The sequence below is a fragment of the Brevundimonas sp. KM4 genome, from assembly GCF_000964075.1.
GTDB classification, from domain to species: Bacteria; Pseudomonadota; Alphaproteobacteria; order Caulobacterales; family Caulobacteraceae; genus Brevundimonas; species Brevundimonas huaxiensis.
The window spans coordinates 15,138-35,241 of the sequence record NZ_JZRG01000007.1 but is presented as its reverse complement, the minus strand read 5'-3'; the positions used below and the strand labels follow the sequence as shown (position 1 = coordinate 35,241).

General features: G+C 65.9%; 22 protein-coding genes and 1 pseudogene. 10 read left to right on the top strand and 13 right to left on the bottom strand.

Features of this window, described 5'->3' with window-relative positions; all coding sequences use genetic code 11:
* Positions 1-32 precede the first annotated feature (32 nt).
* Positions 33-1,433, top strand: a complete 1,401-nt coding sequence (locus VH88_RS03815; RefSeq protein ID WP_045810144.1) for a cystathionine beta-synthase — start codon at positions 33-35, stop codon at positions 1,431-1,433.
* A gap of 4 nt (positions 1,434-1,437) precedes the next feature.
* Entirely contained in the window at positions 1,438-2,601 is a 1,164-nt protein-coding gene (locus VH88_RS03810; protein ID WP_045810073.1) for a cystathionine gamma-synthase, read from the top strand.
* 7 nt (positions 2,602-2,608) lie between these two features.
* Here the strand turns inward: VH88_RS03810 and VH88_RS03805 are convergent, their stop codons facing one another.
* The 3 genes from VH88_RS03805 to VH88_RS03795 all read right to left on the bottom strand — a co-directional run bounded on the left by VH88_RS03805 (position 2,609) and on the right by VH88_RS03795 (position 4,881).
* Positions 2,609-3,310, bottom strand: coding sequence for a TorF family putative porin (locus VH88_RS03805; protein WP_045810072.1), 702 nt, complete (start codon positions 3,308-3,310; stop codon positions 2,609-2,611).
* 38 nt (positions 3,311-3,348) lie between these two features.
* Positions 3,349-4,281, bottom strand: coding sequence for a nitronate monooxygenase family protein (locus VH88_RS03800; protein WP_045810071.1), 933 nt, complete (start codon positions 4,279-4,281; stop codon positions 3,349-3,351).
* A gap of 270 nt (positions 4,282-4,551) precedes the next feature.
* Positions 4,552-4,881 (bottom strand): endonuclease domain-containing protein, encoded by a 330-nt coding sequence (locus VH88_RS03795; protein ID WP_231576573.1) that lies wholly within the window; start codon positions 4,879-4,881, stop codon positions 4,552-4,554.
* A 107-nt stretch (positions 4,882-4,988) separates the two neighbouring features.
* On the opposite strand from VH88_RS03795, the gene queF reads away from it, so the two are divergent.
* Positions 4,989-5,450, top strand: a complete 462-nt coding sequence (queF, locus tag VH88_RS03790; protein ID WP_045810143.1) for a preQ(1) synthase — start codon at positions 4,989-4,991, stop codon at positions 5,448-5,450.
* 21 nt (positions 5,451-5,471) lie between these two features.
* Here queF and VH88_RS15935 read toward each other — a convergent pair whose 3' ends face one another.
* Both VH88_RS15935 and VH88_RS03785 read right to left on the bottom strand, forming a co-directional pair.
* Entirely contained in the window at positions 5,472-6,041 is a 570-nt protein-coding gene (locus VH88_RS15935) for a hypothetical protein (protein WP_156146744.1), read from the bottom strand.
* A gap of 12 nt (positions 6,042-6,053) precedes the next feature.
* Entirely contained in the window at positions 6,054-6,557 is a 504-nt protein-coding gene (locus VH88_RS03785; protein WP_045810069.1) for a hypothetical protein, read from the bottom strand.
* Positions 6,558-6,590: 33 nt separating this feature from the next.
* Here VH88_RS03785 and VH88_RS03780 point away from each other — a divergent pair, with 33 nt between their 5' ends.
* Complete coding sequence (locus VH88_RS03780; protein ID WP_156146743.1) at positions 6,591-7,469, top strand: DUF817 domain-containing protein; 879 nt, start codon at positions 6,591-6,593, stop codon at positions 7,467-7,469.
* Here VH88_RS03780 and VH88_RS03775 read toward each other — a convergent pair.
* Both VH88_RS03775 and VH88_RS03770 read right to left on the bottom strand, forming a co-directional pair.
* Entirely contained in the window at positions 7,441-8,103 is a 663-nt protein-coding gene (locus VH88_RS03775) for a DedA family protein (RefSeq protein ID WP_045810068.1), read from the bottom strand. The two genes, VH88_RS03780 and VH88_RS03775, sit on opposite strands and share 29 nt — an antisense overlap.
* Positions 8,104-8,175: 72 nt before the next feature.
* Positions 8,176-8,769: a nitroreductase gene (locus VH88_RS03770; RefSeq protein ID WP_045810067.1), complete on the bottom strand. Its 594-nt coding sequence runs from the start codon at positions 8,767-8,769 to the stop codon at positions 8,176-8,178.
* A gap of 45 nt (positions 8,770-8,814) precedes the next feature.
* Here VH88_RS03770 and VH88_RS03765 point away from each other — a divergent pair, with 45 nt between their 5' ends.
* Positions 8,815-9,441 carry an NUDIX hydrolase gene (locus VH88_RS03765; protein WP_045810066.1) on the top strand — a complete coding sequence of 209 codons (627 nt, stop codon included), beginning with the start codon at positions 8,815-8,817 and terminating at the stop codon, positions 9,439-9,441.
* Positions 9,442-9,461: 20 nt separating this feature from the next.
* Complete coding sequence (gene cysE, locus VH88_RS03760) at positions 9,462-10,289, top strand: serine O-acetyltransferase (protein WP_045810141.1); 828 nt, start codon at positions 9,462-9,464, stop codon at positions 10,287-10,289.
* Positions 10,290-10,298: 9 nt separating this feature from the next.
* Here the strand turns inward: cysE and VH88_RS03755 are convergent, their stop codons facing one another.
* Positions 10,299-12,374: a TonB-dependent siderophore receptor gene (locus VH88_RS03755; protein ID WP_052689480.1), complete on the bottom strand. Its 2,076-nt coding sequence runs from the start codon at positions 12,372-12,374 to the stop codon at positions 10,299-10,301.
* A gap of 51 nt (positions 12,375-12,425) precedes the next feature.
* Here VH88_RS03755 and VH88_RS03750 point away from each other — a divergent pair, with 51 nt between their 5' ends.
* Positions 12,426-13,625, top strand: a complete 1,200-nt coding sequence (locus tag VH88_RS03750) for a DUF1624 domain-containing protein (protein WP_045810065.1) — start codon at positions 12,426-12,428, stop codon at positions 13,623-13,625.
* Positions 13,626-13,709: 84 nt separating this feature from the next.
* The gene (locus VH88_RS03745) at positions 13,710-13,919 is read left to right on the top strand and encodes a DUF3126 family protein (RefSeq protein WP_017504669.1); all 210 of its coding nucleotides are present in this window, start codon (positions 13,710-13,712) and stop codon (positions 13,917-13,919) included.
* A gap of 50 nt (positions 13,920-13,969) precedes the next feature.
* Here VH88_RS03745 and VH88_RS03740 read toward each other — a convergent pair whose 3' ends face one another.
* Positions 13,970-14,221: a DUF2164 domain-containing protein gene (locus VH88_RS03740; protein ID WP_045810064.1), complete on the bottom strand. Its 252-nt coding sequence runs from the start codon at positions 14,219-14,221 to the stop codon at positions 13,970-13,972.
* Entirely contained in the window at positions 14,218-16,140 is a 1,923-nt protein-coding gene (abc-f, locus tag VH88_RS03735; RefSeq protein ID WP_045810063.1) for a ribosomal protection-like ABC-F family protein, read from the bottom strand. The genes VH88_RS03740 and abc-f overlap by 4 nt, the downstream gene beginning before the upstream one ends.
* Before the next feature lie 151 nt (positions 16,141-16,291).
* Here abc-f and ndk point away from each other — a divergent pair, with 151 nt between their 5' ends.
* Positions 16,292-16,711 (top strand): nucleoside-diphosphate kinase, encoded by a 420-nt coding sequence (gene ndk / locus VH88_RS03730; RefSeq protein WP_017504672.1) that lies wholly within the window; start codon positions 16,292-16,294, stop codon positions 16,709-16,711.
* A 213-nt stretch (positions 16,712-16,924) separates the two neighbouring features.
* A complete protein-coding gene (locus VH88_RS03720) occupies positions 16,925-17,125 on the top strand; it encodes a YMGG-like glycine zipper-containing protein (RefSeq protein WP_017504673.1) in 201 nt (66 codons plus the stop codon).
* Between the two features lie 91 nt (positions 17,126-17,216).
* Here the strand turns inward: VH88_RS03720 and VH88_RS16680 are convergent, their stop codons facing one another.
* The 3 genes and pseudogenes from VH88_RS16680 to purN form a co-directional block, all read right to left on the bottom strand.
* Complete coding sequence (locus VH88_RS16680) at positions 17,217-17,852, bottom strand: M13-type metalloendopeptidase (protein WP_231576576.1); 636 nt, start codon at positions 17,850-17,852, stop codon at positions 17,217-17,219.
* 195 nt (positions 17,853-18,047) lie between these two features.
* A pseudogene (locus tag VH88_RS16675) lies at positions 18,048-19,180 on the bottom strand (peptidase M13); the annotation flags it as partial.
* A 192-nt stretch (positions 19,181-19,372) separates the two neighbouring features.
* Entirely contained in the window at positions 19,373-19,975 is a 603-nt protein-coding gene (gene purN, locus VH88_RS03710; protein WP_045810139.1) for a phosphoribosylglycinamide formyltransferase, read from the bottom strand.
* Between the last annotated feature and the right edge of the window lie 129 nt (positions 19,976-20,104).

The window sequence follows — 20,104 nt, the reverse complement described above, 5'->3', positions numbered from 1 at the left end:
TCAGCTTCCGCCCGCCCCGAATGGAGTTTTCGATGTCCCTGACCGCCCCCGCCCTGAGCGCGACTGTCTCGTCGCCGCTGGATCTGATCGGCAAGACGCCGATGGTGGAGGTGACGAAGATCGACACCGGCCCGTGCCGCCTGCTGCTGAAGCTGGAGTCCCAGAACCCCGGCGGTTCGATCAAGGACCGGATCGCCATCTCGATGCTGGACGCCGCCGAGCGCGAAGGCTTCCTGAAGGAGGGCGGCACCATCGTGGAGGCGACGGCGGGCAATACGGGCCTGGCGTTGACGCTGGTCGGTCGGGCCCGAGGATATAAGGTGCTTCTGGTCATCCCGGACAAGATGTCCAAGGAAAAGATCCAGCATCTCAGGGCGATGGGCGCCGATGTTCGTCTGACGCGTTCGGACGTGCCGCATGGCCATCCGGAATACTACACAGACATGGCCGAGCGGCTGGCCCAGGGCATTCCCGGCGGCTTCTACGTCAACCAGTTCGCCAACGCCGCCAACGCCGAGGCCCATGTGAAGACGACGGGTCCGGAAATCTGGGAGCAGACGGGCGGCGACATCGACGCATTCGTCGCCGGCATCGGCTCGGGCGGCACCATCACCGGCACGGCGCAGTTTCTGAAGAGCGTGGGCTCGAAGGCCCAGATCATCCTGGCCGATCCGGTCGGCTCGACCCTGGCCGGCATCGTCAACGACGGCGTGCCGGGGCCGGAAGGCAGCTACACCGTCGAGGGAATCGGTCAGAACTTCGTGCCCGACACGGCGGACATGAGCCTGATCGACAAGGCCTATTCGATCCCTGACGCCGAGGCGATCGCCACCGCGCGCGAGCTGCTTCTGAAGGAAGGCATCCTGGCTGGCTCGTCGTCCGGCACGCTGATCGCCTCGGCTTTGCGCTGGTGCCGCGAGCAGACGGAAGCCAAGACCTGCGTCACCTTCGTCTGCGACACCGGGGCTAAATATCTGTCTAAGGTCTATAACGATGCCTGGCTGGCGGATCAGGGCCTGGGCGAGCGCGAGCTGCACGGCGACCTGTCGGACCTGATCAACCGCAAATACGAGAAGGGCGACGTCGTCGTCGCCGGGCCGGGCGACACCCTGGACACCGCCTTCAAGCGGATGAAGGGCGCCGACGTCTCGCAACTGCCGATCATCGAGGACGGCCGGCTGGTCGGGATCCTGGATGAAAGCGACCTGATCCGCATCATGAACACTGACGAGATCACGCGGCAGGAACGGTTCGCCAAGCCGGTGGCCTCGGCCATGACGCGCGATCTGGACACGCTTCAGGTCAATGAGCCTCTGGACGCCCTGATCCCTGTCTTCGACCGCGACCGCGTGGCCATCGTGCTGGACGGCGAGCGGTTCGTCGGCCTGATCACCCGCACCGACCTGATCAACCACCTCAGCCTGAACCGGTAAGTCCATGAGCGACAAGAAGAACAGCCAGGGCTTTTCGACCCGCGCCATCCATGCCGGCCAGCATCCCGACCCGACGACGGGTGCGGTGATGACCCCGATCTACGCCACCTCGACCTATGCCCAGGAAAGCCCGGGCGTGAACAAGGGTTATGAGTATGCGCGGGGCAAGAACCCCACACGCGAGGCGTTCGAGGCCTGTATCGCGGACCTGGAGGGCGGCACGCACGGGTTCGGCTTCGGCTCAGGCATGGCGGCGACCTCGACGGCGCTGGAGTTGCTGGATGCGGGCGATCACATCGTCACCGGCGACGACCTGTACGGCGGCTCGTGGCGACTGTTCGAGCGGGTGCGTCGGCGAACCATGGGGCTGGACTTCGCCTATGTGGACCTGAGCGACATCGCGGCTGTGGAGGCGGCGATCACGCCAAAGACCAAGATGCTGTGGGTCGAGACGCCGACCAATCCGTTGATGAAGCTGGCCGACATCGCCGCCCTGTCGAAGGTGGCCAAGGCGCATGGGCTGCTGCTGGTCGTCGACAACACCTTCGCCACCCCCTTCTGCCAGCAGCCGCTGAGCCTGGGGGCGGACGTGGTCATGCACTCGGCGACCAAATATCTGAACGGCCATTCGGACATCATCGGCGGCGTGCTGGTGACGGCCGACGCCGAACTGGCGACGCGGATCAAGTTCCTGCAGAACTCGGTCGGCGGGATCATGGGGCCGTTCGACGCCTTCCTGGCCAACCGGGGGCTGAAGACGCTGGCGCTGCGGATGAAGGCGCACTGCGAGAACGCGCTGACCATCGCGCGCTGGCTTGAGACGCGCGCGGGGATCGCCAAGGTCATCTATCCCGGCCTGATCGCTCACCCTCAGCATGAGCTGGCCGCGCGCCAGATGCACGGCGGGTTCGGCGGGATGGTGACGGTAATCCTGGAGGGCGATCTGGAGCGCACCAAGCGCGTGCTGGAGCGGGTTCAGGTCTTCACCCTGGCCGAGTCGCTGGGCGGGGTGGAAAGCTTGGTGAACCACCCGGCGATCATGACCCACGCCAGCGTGCCCAAGGAGGTCCGCGAGGCGGGCGGCGTGACCGACAACCTGATCCGGCTATCGGTCGGGGTCGAGAACGTCGAGGACTTGATCGCGGATCTGGATCAGGCCCTGGGCTGACGCCCGGTCAGAAGGCGTAGGCCACCTTGGCGACCAGGGCGTCCTCATACTGTTCGCCGAAGGTGTGGGCGTCAGTATCGTAGTAGCGAAGGTCCAGCTCCAGGGCGTCGGTGAGGGCGTAGGTCACGCCGGCGTTCCAGCCGGTGTAGTCGGGCGCGCCGTTCTGTTCGCGGCGACCGACGGCGACCGTGCCGTTCAGCTGGGGCGTGAAGTCCCAGCCCAGGCGGCCCTCGACCCAGGTGAAGCTGTCGGTCGAGCCGGCGGCGTCGGGCGAATACTGGACCTGCAGTCGCGCGCTGGCCGGGCCGATCGAGCGGCTGGCGTTGCCGGTGATCTCCCAGGCGTCCTGATCATAGCCGGCCTCGGCGTCGAGGCGGTTCTTGTAGGCGACGTTGAAGTCGAACCGATAGCCGAAGGCCTCGGGTTGATAGCCGACCACGAACTCGGCCTCGACGTTGGAGCCGCCGGCCTGAATCGTCTGGAAGCCCGGGCCGATGTAGAACAGGCCGTCCGCGCTTTCCCAGGTCGCCGAGCCGAAGGCGTAGCCGTCGTTGCCGGACTTGGACGCATCCTTGGAGCGGTTGTCCGTGCCCGCGCCCAGTTCGAAGGACCAGGCGTCGCGCGCGGCAGGCGCCGACTGGGCGGAGGCCGGCAAGGCGACGGCGAGCGCGGCGGCGGAAAGGGCGGCGAGGACGGTCGTGCGGATCATGGCGGCTCCAACGCGCGAGATGCGGATTGGCGCCGCCTTTAGCGCGCTCCGGCCTTGATGGCGAATTCATCCGTGGCCTGAGCGAACTCTTGTCGCAGGCGCGCGACCAGTTCGGCGGTCGGCAGCACGTCGTGGATCGCGCCCGCACCCTGGCCGGCGGACCAGACGGTCTTCCAGGCCTTGGCCTCGTCGCCCATGTCCAGCTTGTGCTCTGGCAAGGTCTTCGGATCGATGCCGTTCTCGATCAGCGACTTGCTCATGAAGTTGGCGGGGATTCCGGACACGGCGGGCGTATGGACGATGTCGGTCGCGCCGCTGTCGATGACCATCTGCTTGTAGGCGTCAGCGGCCATGGCCTCGGTCGTGTTGATGAAGCGCGTGCCCATATAGGCGAAGTCGGCGCCCAGCATCAGGGCGGCCGCCACGTCCTGACCCGTCGAAAGGGCGCCCGACAGGATGATGGTGCCCTTGAAGAAGCTGCGGACCTCATTGACCAGGGCGAACGGGTTGATGATGCCTGCGTGGCCGCCCGCGCCGTTGGCGACCAGAATCAGACCATCGACGCCCGCCTCGGCCGCCTTTCGTGCATGACGAATGTTGGCGATGTCGTGGAAGACCTGACCGCCGTAGCCGTGGACCGCGTCGACCACGTCGCGCACGGCCCCCAGAGAGGTGATGATCAGCGGCACCTTCTCCTCGACCGACACCATCATGTCGGCCATCAGCCGGGGGTTGGTCGGGTGGACGATGTGGTTGACGCCGAAGGCGGCGGCCTCGGGCTTCAGCCGGCCCTTGATCTCGTGAATCCAGTCGCGATAGCCCTCGGTCGTGCGCTGGTTCAGGGACGGGAAGGTGCCGATCACGCCCGCATTGCAGGCCTCGACCACCAGATCCGGTCCGGACACCAGGAACATCGGCGCCGAAATGATCGGCAGGATCAGACCTTTTTGCAGCGAAGCGGGAATGGCCACGGGCGTCTCCTTTGGTTTTCTTTCGCTACGCTTAGCGGGCTGTCGCGGGGGAAGGCAATCGCGGGGACTTCAGACGGTGGCGCGAAAAAATGAGTCTAATTCGTCTAATCTTGGTTCTGAGGCGGGGTGAAAGCGGGAAGGCGGCGACGGCGGGTGAAAACCGGCCATCATATGACGGTCCGGACGTAGGGTCGGTCGATCGACGCTGGTCGGCGCGAAGGCGTTGAAAGAGTGGGGGAAGCCGTCCGGAACTAGGATGGCTGGGTGGCCTCAGTCCTCCCCCGCCGGGGGAGGGGGACCGCGTAGCGGTGGAGGGGGCTGATCGTGCACCTGCCGCTGAATATGGTCCACCACAGCAGCCATTTCGCTCAGCACATCCCGCGCCGGAATACGGAGGACGGAAATGCCGCGTGCGTTGAGCCATTCTGTCCGACGGTTGTCGTGCTCCACCGCCTCAGCCTGGGAATGGCTTTCGCCGTCCACCTCGACCGCAAGGCGGGCGTCCTCGCAAAAGAAGTCCAGAATGTACGGACCGATGGGGTGCTGGCGACGAAACCGAATGCCGTCGAGCCGGCGCCCATTCTTGGGTGCGTAGGTCATTTGCGTCATGGACCGCGTGCGCGGCCGGCCCCCTCCACCGCTTCGCGGTCCCCCTCCCCCGATGGGGGAGGATTTTCATCTGAGCGGCAAGCGCCTAAATGCCCGGCATGACCCACTATACCGACAACCTCAGCCAGCTGGGCGCCCAGACCGCCGCTCCGACCAGTCCCGAGGAGGCGGTGCTGGAACGGGTGCCGAACCCGCATGCGGACACGCTGTATCTGGCCCGGTTCACGGCGCCGGAGTTCACCAGCCTGTGCCCGGTGACGGGCCAGCCGGACTTCGCCCACATCGTCATCGACTATGCGCCGGGCGACTGGCTGGTCGAGTCCAAGAGCCTGAAGCTGTATCTGACCAGTTTCCGCAATCACGGCGCCTTCCACGAGGACTGCACCGTCGCGATCGGCCGCAAGCTGGCCGACCTGCTCGAGCCCAAATGGCTGAGGATCGGCGGATACTGGTATCCGCGCGGCGGCATCCCGATCGACGTCTTCTGGCAGACCGGCGCGCCGCCCGAGGGGCTGTGGCTGCCGGACCAGGGCGTGCCGACCTATCGCGGGCGGGGATGAGGGGCTATCTCGTTGGCGTGGCTAAGAAAGTAACTGCGTCAACGCGGGGAGAAATGGTGCCAGAACTGTCATGTGGTTGGCGGCATTAGCGATCAGCTTTTGGTAAGCAGAGGTCTTTGAGGCTGGCTCTTTTGCCGCTTTTAGCTCAGCCAATGCTCCCATCAGAGTCACACGATCTTGGTCATTGTGTACATGCGCTGCGATAGCGTCACTTGCTTGTTGGATCACATCGCCGTCGTGAGAAATATTCACGGAAGAGTCGTGCCCGAACGTCACTCGCGCATTGGGACCAGTTACTGAGACAGAGTGTGGCATGCGGTGCGGAAGCGCGCCTTTCCGTTGAACTTCGATTATGAAGCTAGGCGGGATCGTGTGAAGCCCATCTGAATACCTGACATCAGTGACCAAAAATGCCTCGTCAGATCCATTTGGAAGTGGTCGCCTAATTTCGTCACCTGGTTCGACGTGAATGGAGACGTCCTCAGTCTGAATTTTCTTCGCACTTATTACCGCTAGAGGTTCAGCTCGAACTGATCCGTCGGGCGCAAAAATTGTGACCTTGACTGGATTGAAATGCGACAGAATCGACATCGGTCCTCCCTCCTAAAGGTTGCCGTAGGGGTCATAGTCTCTCATCACAGCCTCATCCCTTGCGCGCAAAGTTGCATCAGCGTGTTCTTGGCCAGCAGGCTTAGGGATTGCGAGGGGAACAGAGAAAGCGACCCGGCTTACGCCTCCCAATTTCTCCACTTTTCGTTCATCCGAGGTGAAACCCCCTAGCTCCACAACCTTGATTGTTCCTGCTGACTTGGTTTCGTCGCTCGTTTCCACGGTGGTTGCTACGTCAAAATCGACGTGGGTCACCGTGTTGCCCTGCTGATCGCGGCTAAACTTGTTGATGCCGTCTAGGGGAGCGCGGCCGATGAGCGGGCCCGCTGCTGAGGCCTGTTGAGCTTCCATAACTCCAGCAGTGATGGAAAGCAGCGTCTCCTTCACATAGTCCTTCAAGCTCATTCCGCTCGTCATCTCTGCCTCATGGGTGATCGAATCATGCATCAATTGACGTTTGAGAACGTCGTTCGCAACTAGGTGGCGGTCAATGTGCATCTTTGATGTTGAGTCGTCCGATCGCCGAGAGACATGACTCAATCCCACCGCCTTCCCCTCGAAGCCTGGGGCCGTCGTCTGATGACGCGGGCGGAGGCGTGGGCCGACCGGTCCCGGCCGCGCTGCTACGCTTATGAGTTCCTGTGGTTCGGGCTGAAGCAGGGGTGGGCGTGTCTGTTCGGGGGGCTGATGCTGGCCCTGATCCTGGGGACGTTTCTGCTTTGGCCAGAAGGGGCGCCGATGTCGCGCTACGACTTTCTGGCCGTCGGGGCGGTGGTGATCCAGGCGGCGATGCTGATCTTCCGGCTGGAAAGCTGGGAAGAGGCGCGGGTGATCTTCCTGTTCCATGTGGCGGGGACGATCATGGAGCTGTTCAAGACCGCGCACGGGTCGTGGGTCTATCCCGAGGACAGTCTGCTGCGGATCGGGGCGGTGCCGCTGTTCTCGGGCTTCATGTATGCGGCGGTCGGCAGCTACATCGCGCGGGTGCAGCGCATCTTTCATATCCGGGTGCGGAGGTATCCGCCGCTGTGGACGACCTGGGTGCTGGCGGCGGCGATCTACGTCAACTTCTTCGCCCATCACTGGCTGCCGGACGTGCGTATCGTGCTGTTCATCGCGACCGCCGTTTTGTTCGGGCGGGGATGGTTCGATTTCACGGCGGACCGGAAGCGGCGGTCGATGCCGCTGCTGCTGGGGTATTTCCTGGTGGCCCTGTTCATCTGGTTCGCCGAGAACCTGGGCACGCTGGGGCGGGCCTGGGTGTATCCGGGGCAGGCGGACGGGTGGGAAATGGTGTCCCTGACCAAGCTGGGCAGCTGGTTCCTGCTGATGATCATCTCGGTGGTGCTGGTCTCGTTGGTGCACCGACCGGAAGAGGAGTTCAGCGGCCCTGTAGCGCCCCGCGCATGACGGCGGACTTGCGGCTCATGCGGGCCTTGACCAGTCGATAGACGACGGCCACGACCAGGATGGTTACGGCGAGGCCGCCGATCAGCAGGGTGGGGCCGTGGGCCTCGCTGAGGACTTCCATCTTCGCCAGGCCCTGGGCGGCGAGATAGCCCGGCGCCAGCATGGCCAGCACCCAGACGATGCCGGATGTGACGTTGCCGAACTGGAAGGCGCGCTGACGCATCCTGAGCATGCCCAGGGTCAGCGGGACGAAGGCGCGCAAGGGCCCGAAGAAGCGGCCCACGAAGATCGACATGACGCCGTAGCGACGGCAGTACAGGCGCGTCCAGGCGATGCGGCGGCGGTGCGCCTTGAACATCGGGCGCTGGAGGAAGCGCACGCCCAGCCGACGCCCTGCCCAGTAGGAGATGGCGTCGCCGATCACCGCGCCGATGACGCAGCCGACGATGACGTTGACGGGGTCCAGCACGCCGGCCGCGATCAGGCCGCCCGCCGCGACCAGAAGGCCGGTGGCGGGCACGAAGGCGCCGACGACGGCCAGCGACTCGACGAACACGACCAGACCCAGCATGACGCCGGCCCACATATGGTTGCGGGCGACGAAATCGCCCACGGCTTGCAACAGGGAATCCATACGAAGGCCTTGGGGGAGGAAGGCGGGGTCGGTCGAGGTCAAACCGACGTAGGGCGACCTTATGTCACCCGCTTACGGCAGGCGTGTGACCTTGGCGGTCAGGTCGGGACGCGGGCGTTCCAGCGCGGGTTCCTTCAGCGTGCCGATGTGGATGAAGCCGGCGACGCTCTCGCCCTCGGTCAGGCCGAACAGGGCGACGCCTTGCGGGTCGTAGCTGTACCAGTCGGTGATCCAGCTGGACGAATAGCCGAAGCCGGAAGCCGCGTGTTCCAGGTTCATGCAGACGGCGCCCGCTGACAGGTGCTGCTCCCAGATCGGCTTGGACCCTTCGACCGGCGTCGAGACGACCAGGATGGTGACGGGTGCGGCGGTCAGTTTGGCCAGGACCGCCTGATCCTTGGCCGGACCGTTCCTGAGTTCGACCAGCACGGCGAGGCGGGCGGCGATGTCGGCGCGCGATTGGGGACCCAGGACCACGAACCGCCACGGGAACAGCTTGCCGTGGTCGGGCGTGCGGGCGCCCAGCGTCAGAATCTCGTGCAGCTCCGCCTCGGACGGGCCGGGCGCGACCAGGGCCTGAGCCGGGGCGGAGCGCCGCTGGGCCAGGCGGTCGCGGAAATCTTTCGACGGAACGGGCGGGGGCAGGGGTTCGTTGAGGGCGACCATGCCGTCTAGCTAGGCTTTCATCCGCGTCTTCGCCATAGGTGGCGCATGCGCAAATCCGACGAACCGAAATGGGCCGAGGGGCTGGCGAAACCGCCGGCCTGGCGCAGCGACGAGACCGAGACGGTGTTCGACAGCCCGTGGATGAGCCTGACCCGGCATCCGGCGACGGCGCCGACGGGGATGAAGGCCGACTATGCGGTCGTGCGGTTCAAGAACGTCGGGACCGGCGTCCTGCCCGTACATGAGGACGGGACGGTGACCCTGGTGGGCCAGCAGCGGTTCGCCCACGCCAACTACAGCTGGGAAATGCCCGAGGGCGGCGCGCCGCTGGACGAAGATCCGTTCGACGGCATCCGGCGCGAACTGGCCGAAGAGGCGGGGTTGCAGGCCGAACACTGGCTGCCGGCGCTGAAGGTCGAGATGTCGAACTCCATCACCGACGAGATTGGCATGACCTGGATCGCCTGGGGCCTGTCGCCTGCGCCGACCGATCCCGATCCCACCGAGATCATCGCCGCCGCGCGCGTGCCGTTCGTCGATTTGCTGGACGAGATCGGGCGCGGAACGGTGCGCGACAGCCTGACGGTGGCGACGGCCTATAAGGCCTATCATATGGCCATGAACGGCGAACTGCCCCAGGCGCTGGCGCGCGCCTTGCTGGGGCGCGTATGATGTCGCCGAAGGAGCCGGTCATGGCCAAGCTGGAAGTCGTTGCGGAAACCGAAATCGACAGCGTGTGGCGTCAGCTGCGCGCCTCGGCCGAGGCGGCGTCGCGCGAGGAGCCGCAGCTGGGCTCGCAGATGAATGCGGTGATCCTGTCGCACGACGACCTGGCTGGCGCGCTGAGCTTCCAGATCGCGCGCAAGCTGGCGGACGGCGAGATGAGCGCCATGTCGGTGCGCGAGGTCTGCCTGTCGGCGTTCAAGGCCGATCCGTCGATGGTCGAGGCGGCGGAGGCGGACCTTCAGGCTGTGGCCGAACGCGACCCGGCGATCCGCAACCTGTTGCAGCCCTTTCTGTATTTCAAAGGCTTCCAGGCCTTGCAGGGCTGGCGCGTGGCGCATTGGCTGTGGGGACAGGGGCGCGAGACGCTGGCCTTCCACTTTCAGAGCCGGATTTCCGAACTGTTCCAGCTGGACATCCATCCGGCCGCGCAACTGGGCAAGGGGCTGTTTCTGGATCACGGCACGGGCATCGTCATCGGCGAGACGGCGGTGGTCGGCGACGACGTGTCGATGCTGCATGGGGTGACCCTGGGCGGGACGGGCGCCGAGCGCGGCGACCGCCATCCCAAGATCGGCAAGGGCGTCCTGCTGGGCGCCGGGGCCAAGGTGCTGGGCAATATCCACGTCGGCGACTACGCCAAGGTGGCGTCCGGCTCGGTGGTGCTGAAGGCCGTGCCGTCCGGCTGCACCGTGGCGGGGGTGCCGGCCCGGCTGGTCAACTGTCCGACCAACGCCGAACCGGCCCGCACCATGGATCACACCCTGGCTGATGTGGTGTACGACTTCGTCATCTGAGCGGACGCCTCATAGCGCGATCCTGAGCGAGGCGCGGACGCTGCGCGGGGCGCCGGGGTAGATCCACAGGGCGCTGTAGGAGCTGGCGGCGTAACGCGCGTCGAACAGGTTGTCGACCTCGACGCGGGCGGTGACCTGGGGCGTCAGGCCGTAGTCCAGCGCCGCCTTGGCCTTCCAGTAGGCGGGCAGTTCGGGCGCGCCGAGCGCCAGGCCGCCGGCCCGGTCGCCGACGTAGGCCGCGCCGGTCATGAACGACCAGGTCGTGCCGTGGATGGTGGGGAAGCGACCGATGACGAACAGCGAGCCGGAATGTTCGGGCACGTTCAGCACGGCGTCGGTGGCGAAGGCGCGGTCGTCGGCCCTGGCGTCGGTCCAGCCGTAGTTGGCGACCACCTGCCAGACGTCGTCGATCTTCAAGGCGCCGTCCAGCTCGATCCCGCGCGTCGTCAGCTTGCCGACCGGGGCCAGGAAGTTGGGATCGACCGGATCGGTCGTCAGAATGTTCGACTTCTCAATATCGAAGACGGTGGCGGCGAGGTCCAGTCCGTCCCAGGCGCCGGCCAGGCCGATCTCATAGCCCTTGCCATCCTCGGGCGCGAAGCCGGAGCCGTCGCGGCCCGTGCCCGAGTTCAGCACGAACGACTGACCGTAGCTGGCGTGGGCGGTCAGGTTTTCGGTCAGGCTATAGCGGGCGGCGAGGCGGTATTTCAGGGGCGTGTCGCTGGCTTCACCGACGGCGCCGGTGCGGTTGTTTCGGATGGTCTGGTCGTAGTCGTCGAACCGCAGCCCGGCCAGCAGGCTGAGACGGTCGTTCACCTCCCACAGATCCTGGGCGTAGAGGGTGACGACATCGCGCGTCTCCAGATTGTCGGTGAAGGGCAGGGGTATCGGCGGCGTGACCGCGCCATAGACGGGGTTGAAGACGTTGATCGGATAGGGATTGGCGGCGGTCGGATTGATGCGCAGCCACTTCTCGCCATAGGTCAGCTGATAGGCCTTCACTCCGAAACCGAGATTGTGAACGCCCAATCCCGTCTGGACCACGCCGTTCAGCTCCAGCCGGGCCGACAGGTCCTCGACCGAGAAGTCGCGTCCGCGACGCTGACGCCACAGCTGGTCGCCCACCAGACGCGAATGGTCGCTCGACAGACCCTTCAGCGAGCCGCCCCGCCAGGCGACGCCGCCGTTCAGGCTCCAGTCGTCATTGATCCGGTATTCACCGGTGATCTGGTGCCCTTCGTTGCGGAAGCGGGTCACGCCGTCGCCGGGCTCGCCGTAGTAGTTCGAGGGCGGCAGGAACAGCGCGTCGCCGTTGATCGCCGGCATCCCTCGGTCGAACAAGGTCGTGAAGGTGGTGAACTCGCCCACATAGGTCAGGCGCAGATCATCGTTTGGACGCCAGGTCAGGGACGGCGCCACCACAGTGCGGTCCAAGCCGACATAGTCGCGCCAGCCGTTCGAAGTCTCGCCCGCCACCACAAGCCGTCCGGCCAGGGTGTCGTTGATGGGGCCGGTCAGGTCCAGTTCGCCGCGACGCAGACCGAACGATCCCACCGTGGCGGTAAAGGTGGCGGCGGGCGCAAAGCGCGGGGTCTTGGAGACGATATTGATGCGTCCGGCCGGGTCGATGTCGCCGAACAGGGCGCCGGACGGCCCCTTCAGCACTTCTATCCGCTCGGATGTCGCCGGATCGCGGGGCGGGGCCATGCCGCGATTGGCCAGGAAGCCGTCGACATAATATTCCGCGCCGCCGTCGGGCGTGCCCAGGAAGCCGCGAATGGCGAAGTTGTCCATGACGCCGCCGCGATTGTTCTGCTGGCTGACGCCGCTGACCAGTTCCAGCGCGTCGGCCAGGCGCGTCGCGCCCACGGCCTTGATCAGATCGTTCTCGATAGAGCGGCTGGACGGGGACATGGCCTCGGTGATCGATCCTGCACCCAGCGTCAGATCACGCGGCGCCGAGCGGCGGCCCAGAACGACGATCTCCCCCACCGTTTCAGGCTCAACCCCCGCGACAGCGACGGGGGCGGGGGCGTTGGCGGCGACCAGCAGGCACGCGCCGGCGCAGCTCAGAAGGAGGGACAAGGCAGGCTCCGTTTGAAATGTTATACTGTATCGGCTATCCGCTTCCGCCTGATGATGTCAACCGCTGCAACGCTTGTTCCCGCCTCCATTTCTTCGACTGCCGCGCCAAGCCGTGCGGTCAGTCGGATCCGATCCATCGACGCCCTTCGCGGGCTGGTCATCCTGCTGATGCTGGTCGATCACGCGCGGGAGTTCTTCTTCATCCACGCCCAGGTCTCGGACCCGATGAATGTGGAGACGACCTCGCCGGCGTTGTTCTTCACCCGGCTGTCGGCCCATTTGTGCGCGCCGGTGTTCGTGGCCCTGACGGGATTGGGGGCCTGGCTGTACGGAAACAAGCAGGCGGGCGGCGGGAACGGAGCCAGCGCGGCATCGGCCTTCCTGCTGAAACGCGGTCTGTTTCTGGTCGTGCTGGAACTGACGGTGGTCAACTTCGCCTGGACCTTCTCGGTTACGCCCGAGTTGATCTATCTGCAGGTGATCTGGGCCATCGGCCTGTCGATGATCGCGCTGGCGGCCTTGGTGCATCTGCCGCGTCCGATGCTGATCGCCGTGGGGCTGGTCATCGTGCTGGGCCACAATCTGCTGGACCCGATCACCATTGCGGCAGGGCAGCCGGGCTATGCGATCTGGGCGGTGCTGCATGATCGCGGATTTATAGACTTACCTTGGGGTGGTCAGGCGCGGACGTCCTATCCGCTGCTGCCGTGGATCGGCGTGGCGGCCTTGGGCTATGCCATCGGGCCGTGGTTCGCAGGCGAGCAGAGGACGCGGCTGAGGCGGCTGGTGCTGATCGGGGTGGGCGCGCTGGCCCTGTTCGTCGTGCTGCGGGCGATCAATGTCTATGGGGATGCGCCGTGGGCCGTGCAGGCGACGCCGATCCAGACGGTGATGAGCGTGTTGAACCTGACCAAATATCCGCCGTCGGCCGACTTCCTGCTGCTGACGCTGGGGATAGGCGCGCTGATCCTGGCAGGGCTGGAAAGAGCGCCGGAGCGGTTGGTCGGCGTGCTGGCGGTCTTTGGCGGAGCGCCGCTGTTCTTCTATCTGATCCACCTCTACGGGCTGCATCTGTTGAACCTGGCGGCCGTGATGCTGTTCGGCGCCAATCAGGGCGAGGGCTTCGGCGTGCCCGGCGTTGGCTGGGTGTGGCTGCTGGCGGCCCTGGTCGCCGTGCCCTGCTGGTTCGCCTGCCGCTGGTTCGGCGGGGTCAAGCGGCGCAGTTCGCAATGGTGGATGAAGTATCTCTGAGACGGGAAAATGCGCGACGCCGGTTTCCCTGAACCGCCGATGTCTCTAGGGTCCGCCGCCAACGTTCAGACCATGAGGCCCCCCGTGAAAGACACCGACCTGAAGCGCATCGAGGCGCACCTCAAGCGCACCTTCAACACCGGCGGCATCATCGTGAAGGCCCGCCCCAAGCAGAATGACTCGGCCGAGGTCTATGTCGGCGACGAGTTCATCGGCATCGTCTTCGAGGACGAGGACGAGGAAGGCTCGTTCATGTTTGAAATGGCGATCCTGGCCGAAGACCTTCCGGCCTAACCGCCGACCGATCCGACCGCCCGGCGTGAATGCGCCGGGCGGCTTTCGTTTCAGCGCGTGGGGGCCGCGCGTTCGAGGCCGTACAGCGCCTCGACGATGTCCTCGGCCTTCTGCTGGACCAGTCGCTGGGCGTCGTGGACGCCGCGATTGTAGAAGGCGCCGCCGATCTCCTTGCCGATGAAGTCCAGCAGCATCTCGGCCGGAAGCTGGCCGAGTTCCTGATCCAGTTCGCGGGCGAAGTAGTCGCGCAGTTTGGCGGTGATCGCCGCGCGTTCTTCCTTAGAGAATTCGATCGGCTTCATGCGACTTCGGCCAAGGCTTCTTCGGCGGCGATCCAGGCGGCTTCGGCGGCGGCCAGATCGGCTTCGGTCTTGGCGCGGGCGCGGGTCAGGCCTTCGAGGGCCTTGGGATTGCTGACCGAGGCGGTGGCCATGTCGTCGTCGATACGGGCGATCTCGGCCGCAAGGCGGGTCATGGTCTCCTCCGCCTTCTTGACCGCGTGACGCAGGGTCGAGGGCGAAGGGCCGGATCGCTTCTTGTTGCCCCTATCGTTCGCGCCCCCGCCTTTTGAAGAATTGGCGCTCTCTGCTTGCGAGGCACCTGAGTTGGCCTTGGCCTCTTCCTTCTTGATCTGGCTGGGCTTGGCGATGGCTTGTTTCGCGCGGTCGAGGACGAACTTGGCATAGTCGTCCATGTCGCCTTCAAAGGGTTTCACCGTGCCGTCGGCGGCCAGCCACAGGCGATCCGCCACCATTTCCATCAGCGAGCGGTCGTGGGTGATCAGGATGACGGCGCCGTTGTAGTCGTTCAGCGCGTCGAGCAAGGCGCGGCGGCTGTCGATGTCCAGGTGGTTGGTCGGTTCGTCCAGGATCAGGACGTGGGGCGCATCCATCGCCACCATGTTCAGCAGCAGGCGCGCGCGTTCGCCGCCCGACAGGCTGTCGACCGTGGTCTCCTGCTTTTCGTAACCCAGGCCGAACTGGGCCAGTTTGGAGCGGCGGGCGCTTTCGGGCGCGTCGGGCATGGCGCGGCGGATGATCTCCAGCGGCGTGTCGGTCGGGTCCATCGCCTCGATCTGGTGCTGGTGGAACCAGCCCACGCGCATCTTCCTGTCGCGGTGCAGTTCGCCCTCGGAGACGTTCAGGGCGCCGGCGATCATCTTGGCGAAGGTGGACTTGCCGGCGCCGTTGACGCCGAGCAGGCCGATGCGGTCGTCAAGGTCCATGCGCAGGTTCAGATTGCGCAGGATCGGCTTGCCCGGCTCATAGCCGACATTGGCCCGCTCCAGCCGGATCAGCGGCGGGGCCAGCGGGCGCGGCGGAGAGGGCAGGGTGAAGGGAGCGACGCGCTCCTCGATGGTGGTGGCGACCGGCTGCATCTTCTCCAGCCGCTTCATGCGCGACTGGGCCTGGGCGGCCTTGGACGCCTTGGCCTTGAAGCGATCGACGAAGGCCTGAAGGTGGGCGCGCTCGGCGTCCTGCTTGGCCTTGGCCGACAGTTGCAGCCGGGCCTTTTCGGCGCGGGCCTTTTCGAAGGCGTCGTAGTTGCCGGTGTAGAGGGTCAGGGTGTGGTTCGCGAGGTGCAGGATATGGGTGCAGACCTCGTTCAGCATCTCGCGGTCGTGGGAGATGATCAGGGCCGTGTGCGGATATTTCTTCAGCCGCGCCTCAAGCCACAGGGCGCCTTCCAGGTCGAGGTAGTTGGTCGGTTCGTCCAGCAGCAGCATGTCCGGCTCGGCGAACAGGGCGGCGGCCAGGGCGACGCGCATTCGCCAGCCGCCCGAGAACTCCGACATCGGCCGGGCCTGGTTCTCCTGATCGAAGCCCAGGCCGACCAGGATTTCGGCGGCGCGCGCGGGCGCGGCGTCGGCGTCGATCTCGATCAGGCGCGACCAGATCTCGCCCATCTCTTCCGGTTCTGCAGTCTCGAGCCGGCCCAGCAGGGTGTGGCGCTCGACGTCGGCCTCAAGGATGGTGTCGATGACGCTGACGGGGGTCGCCGGATGCTCCTGATCGACCGAGCCGATACGGGCGGTCTTGGGCAGGCTGATCTCGTCGCCGGCGGCGTGAAGCTCGCCCAAGATCAGCTTGAACAGGGTCGACTTGCCGATGCCGTTGCGGCCGACCAGACCGACCTTGGAGCCGGGCGGCAGGCTGACGGAGGCGTCCACGAGAAACTTGCGGCCCCAGGCGTTGAAGGTCAGGTCGGTGATCTGAAGCATTGCGGCGAAGGTTCTTCGGTTGGTCGGCGTCCCTCAATCGGCAGGTCGCCATGCGGGGTGCGTCAGGGATGCAAAAAGGGACGGTTGGAAACGCGGGAGGTGGTCGCTATAAGCCCGCGACACTCAATCTCCCAACAAGAAGTCAATTCCCATGACCGAACGTACCTTCTCGATCATCAAGCCCGACGCCACGCGCCGCAACCTGACCGGCGCGATCAACGCCGTGATCGAAGGCGCCGGCCTGCGCATCGTGGCCCAGCGCCGCGTCAAGCTGACGACCGAACAAGCCAAGAAATTCTACGAAGTGCACGCCGAGCGCCCGTTCTACGGCGAGCTGGTCGAGCAGATGACGGCCGAGCCGGTCGTCGTTCAGGTGCTGGAAGGCGACAACGCTGTCGCCGCCTATCGTGAAGTCATGGGCGCGACCAACCCGGAGCAGGCCGCCGAAGGCACCATCCGCAAGCAGTTCGCCCTGTCGATCGGTGAAAACTCGGTCCACGGTTCGGACAGCCAGGACAACGCCAAGATCGAGATCGCCCAGTTCTTCACCGACGACCAGATCGTCGGCTAAGCGCTCAAGTCGCGAGGGACCGCGTTCCGAGCGTAGCGCGAGCACAAGGCGCTCAAGTCGCGAGGGACCGCGTTCCGAGCGTAGCGCAGAAAAGAAGAGCTATCCGCGAGCATCAGCTCTCGCATAGCGTGACTATATAGGCCCGCGCCCGGAACCGGACGCGGGCCTTGTCGTTTGGTGGTCATGATCTCGTTCGTCTCCCGGAGAAGACCCATGAAGACCATGATCAAACTGGCCCCCGTCATCGGCGTCGTGGCCCTGCTGGCCGCCTGCGGCCAGACGATGGAACAACGCGCCGCCACCGGCGCCCTGGGCGGCGCCGTCGCCGGCCAGGTCATCGGCGGCAACACGGGTTCGACCGTGGCCGGCGCCGCCATCGGCGCCGTCGCCGGCGCGGCGACCAAGCCCCGCTAAATCCAAGTAGGTCTTCCCGGCGAAAGCCCGGATGACAAAAAGGCCCGGAGCGTTCGCTCCGGGCCTTTTCTACGTCTGACGTCCGGCGCCCTTACCAGATGCGGGCGCGGGCCTCGGGCGCAATATATTCCTTCTGGTCCGGAGAGACGCCGAAGGCCGCATACCAGGCGTCGATGTTGCGCGGCGAGGTCGCTGCGCGCACCGGGCCGGGCGAGTGCGGGTCGGTGGTCAGCTGCTCCTTCAGCGCCGCCTCGCGTGACTTCTCGCGCCAGACCTGCGCCCAGCCCAGGAAGACCCGCTGATCGCCCGTCAGCCCGTCGATGACCGGCGCCGGCTGGCCGTTCAGAGACTTGTGATAGGCGTCCAGGGCCAGCAGCAGGCCGCCCAGGTCGGCGATGTTCTCGCCCATCGTCAGGTCGCCGTTGACGTGCACGCCGGGGATCGGCTCCAGCTTGTCATAGATGTCGCCCAGCACCTTGGCGCGCGCCTCGAAGCGGGCGGCGTCTTCCGGCGTCCACCAGTCGCGCAGCACGCCGTCGCCGTCCGATTTGCGGCCCTGATCGTCAAAGCCGTGGGTGATCTCGTGGCCGATGACCGCGCCGATGCCGCCGTAGTTGACGGCCGGGTCCGCGTTCGGATCGAAGAAGGGCGCCTGCAGGATGGCGGCCGGGAAGACGATCTCGTTGCGCGGCGGGTTGTAGTAGGCGTTCACCGTCTGGGGCGTCATGCCCCATTCCAGCGGATCGACCGGCTTGCCGATCTTGCCGCGCTTGTAGGCCCATTCGAAGGCCGAGGAGCGCTCGACGTTGCCGTACAGGTCGTCGGCCTTCAGCTCCAGGCCGTCATACGAGCGCCACTTGTCGGGATAGCCGATCTTCACCCCGAACTTGGACATCTTGTACAGGGCCTGCTCGCGCGTGGGCTCGCTCATCCAGTCCAGGGTCTTCAGTCGCTCGGTCATGGCGTCGCGGATGTTGCCGACCAGGGCTTCCATCTGGGCCTTGGACGAGGCGGGGAAGTGCAAGCGGACGTATTCCTGAGCCAGGACCTCGCCCAGCTGACCATCGACCAGAGCCACGCCCCGGTTCCAGCGGGGACGGTTCTCAGGCTGACCGCGCAGCGTCTTGCCGCGGAAGTCGAAGCGGGCGTCGACGAAGGCCTTGGACAGATAGGGGCTGGCCTGATCAACGACGTTGAACGCCTGCCAGGCCTTCAGCGTCTCGATGGGGGTGTCGGCGAACACCTGGGCGATGGCGGGGATGGCGGTGTTTTCCATCAGCACCAGGGTGTCGACGTCCGACACCTGGGCGCCGGCCAGGAAGCCGGCCCAGTCGAAGCCGGGAGCCAGCGTCGCCAGGTCCGAGGCCTTGGCCGGGTTGTACAGCTTGTCGATCTGGCGACGCTCGACCGTCGTCCACTGCTTGTCGGCGACCTTGGTTTCGAAGGCCAGGATGTCCGCGGCGGTCTTGGCCGGATCGGCCCAGCCGATGGCGGTCAGGGTGGTCGTCAGATAGGCCAGATAGGCCTCGCGCTGGGCGGCGAAGTCGGGCTTCAGATAATAGTCGCGGTCCGGCAGGCCCAGCGATCCCTGACCCAGATAGGCCGAGTTCAGATTGGGGTTCTTCAGATCCTCGAACACGTCGATGCCGAACAGGGGCCGCCGAAGCCCGAATGGCTCTCGCCCATCAGGCGCGCCATGCCGGCGTGGTCGGTGACCGCCTTGACGGCGGCGAGGTCGGCGGCCAGCGGCGTCGCGCCCAGCTGCTCGATCTTCGCCTCGTCCATGAAGCTGGCGTACAGGGCGCCGACCTTGCGGGCGTTCTCGTTGGCGGGATTGGCGGCGCTGGTCTCGATGATCGACTTCAGCTGGGACTGGGCGTTCTCGTACAGGACGTCGAACGGGCCGAAGCGCGACTTGTCGGCCGGGATTTCGGTCGTGCGCAGATAGGTTCCGTTGGCGTATTCGTTGAAGTCGTCGCCGGGCTTCACCGAGGTGTCGCGACCGGCCAGATCGAAGCCCCAGGCGCCGAAGGGGCTGTGGGCCGTGCCGGCCATGCCGTGCGAATGCTGGGCCGAAGCGTCCTGGGCCGAGGCCGCGCCGCCGGTGAGAGCGACGACGATACAGGCCGAGCAGGCGGCCATCAGACGAATGCGAGTCATGGATAGAGAGGGTCCCGATTGAGGTCGGGCGCACCATTGCGCCGGTGCGGCGGTCTGTCGCATGACGTTTTTGTAATCTTCGCGCCGCTAAGGGCGGGGCAGGTCTCGGCAGAAGTCGGCCAGCACCTTCGGGTAAAGCTGATGCTCCGCCGTCTTGACCCGTTCGGCCAGGGCCTCGGCCGTGTCGCCCTCGACGATCGGCACGCGCGCCTGGCCCAGGATCGGGCCTTCGTCCACGCCTTCGGTCACCAGATGGACCGTGCAGCCGGCCTCGGCGTCGCCGGCGGCGATCGCACGGGCGTGGGTGTCCAAGCCGGGATAGAGGGGCAGCAGGCTGGGGTGCATGTTCAGCATCCGCTCGCGCCAGCCGCCGACCAGCCAGGGTGTCAGAACACGCATATAGCCGGCCAGCGCAACGACCTCGACGCCCGCGCCGCGCAGGGCGGCGTCCACCGCCCGCTCATGCGCCTCACGGTCCTTGCCGAACGATTTATGCGCCACGGTCGCCGTCGCCACGCCCTTGGCCGCCGCAATCGCCAGACCGCCTGCGCCCTCGATGTTCGACAGCACCAGCACGACCTCATAGCCGCTGTCCGGCGCCTGACCGGCGTCGATCAGAGCCGCCATGTTGGAGCCCGCCCCCGAGATCAGGACGGCGACGCGGACGGGCGGGGCGGCTTGGGGCGACATGGCGCCTCGCATGACGGCGCGGGCGACGCTTGGCAAGTTTCAAACGCGATCCGCCCTTGTTGTCGGCTGGATTCGGGCGTTAGCGTGTAACGCCGACCGTATGGCGAGGGGTCGTGGGTCGGCGCGTAC

What these genes read in the sequence shown, in the direction of transcription:
- VH88_RS03815 (WP_045810144.1), top strand. Translation starts at nt 33, where the DNA reads ATGTCCCTGACCGCCCCCGCCCTGAGCGCGACTGTCTCGTCGCCGCTG.
- VH88_RS03810 (WP_045810073.1), top strand. Translation starts at nt 1,438, where the DNA reads ATGAGCGACAAGAAGAACAGCCAGGGCTTTTCGACCCGCGCCATCCAT.
- VH88_RS03805 (WP_045810072.1), bottom strand. Translation starts at nt 3,310, where the DNA reads ATGATCCGCACGACCGTCCTCGCCGCCCTTTCCGCCGCCGCGCTCGCC.
- VH88_RS03795 (WP_231576573.1), bottom strand. Translation starts at nt 4,881, where the DNA reads ATGACCTACGCACCCAAGAATGGGCGCCGGCTCGACGGCATTCGGTTT.
- queF (WP_045810143.1), top strand. Translation starts at nt 4,989, where the DNA reads ATGACCCACTATACCGACAACCTCAGCCAGCTGGGCGCCCAGACCGCC.
- VH88_RS15935 (WP_156146744.1), bottom strand. Translation starts at nt 6,041, where the DNA reads ATGTCGATTCTGTCGCATTTCAATCCAGTCAAGGTCACAATTTTTGCG.
- VH88_RS03785 (WP_045810069.1), bottom strand. Translation starts at nt 6,557, where the DNA reads ATGCACATTGACCGCCACCTAGTTGCGAACGACGTTCTCAAACGTCAA.
- VH88_RS03780 (WP_156146743.1), top strand. Translation starts at nt 6,591, where the DNA reads ATGACTCAATCCCACCGCCTTCCCCTCGAAGCCTGGGGCCGTCGTCTG.
- VH88_RS03775 (WP_045810068.1), bottom strand. Translation starts at nt 8,103, where the DNA reads ATGGATTCCCTGTTGCAAGCCGTGGGCGATTTCGTCGCCCGCAACCAT.
- VH88_RS03770 (WP_045810067.1), bottom strand. Translation starts at nt 8,769, where the DNA reads ATGGTCGCCCTCAACGAACCCCTGCCCCCGCCCGTTCCGTCGAAAGAT.
- VH88_RS03765 (WP_045810066.1), top strand. Translation starts at nt 8,815, where the DNA reads ATGCGCAAATCCGACGAACCGAAATGGGCCGAGGGGCTGGCGAAACCG.
- cysE (WP_045810141.1), top strand. Translation starts at nt 9,462, where the DNA reads ATGGCCAAGCTGGAAGTCGTTGCGGAAACCGAAATCGACAGCGTGTGG.
- VH88_RS03750 (WP_045810065.1), top strand. Translation starts at nt 12,426, where the DNA reads ATGATGTCAACCGCTGCAACGCTTGTTCCCGCCTCCATTTCTTCGACT.
- VH88_RS03740 (WP_045810064.1), bottom strand. Translation starts at nt 14,221, where the DNA reads ATGAAGCCGATCGAATTCTCTAAGGAAGAACGCGCGGCGATCACCGCC.
- abc-f (WP_045810063.1), bottom strand. Translation starts at nt 16,140, where the DNA reads ATGCTTCAGATCACCGACCTGACCTTCAACGCCTGGGGCCGCAAGTTT.
- ndk (WP_017504672.1), top strand. Translation starts at nt 16,292, where the DNA reads ATGACCGAACGTACCTTCTCGATCATCAAGCCCGACGCCACGCGCCGC.
- VH88_RS03720 (WP_017504673.1), top strand. Translation starts at nt 16,925, where the DNA reads ATGAAGACCATGATCAAACTGGCCCCCGTCATCGGCGTCGTGGCCCTG.
- VH88_RS16680 (WP_231576576.1), bottom strand. Translation starts at nt 17,852, where the DNA reads ATGACGCCCCAGACGGTGAACGCCTACTACAACCCGCCGCGCAACGAG.
- purN (WP_045810139.1), bottom strand. Translation starts at nt 19,975, where the DNA reads ATGTCGCCCCAAGCCGCCCCGCCCGTCCGCGTCGCCGTCCTGATCTCG.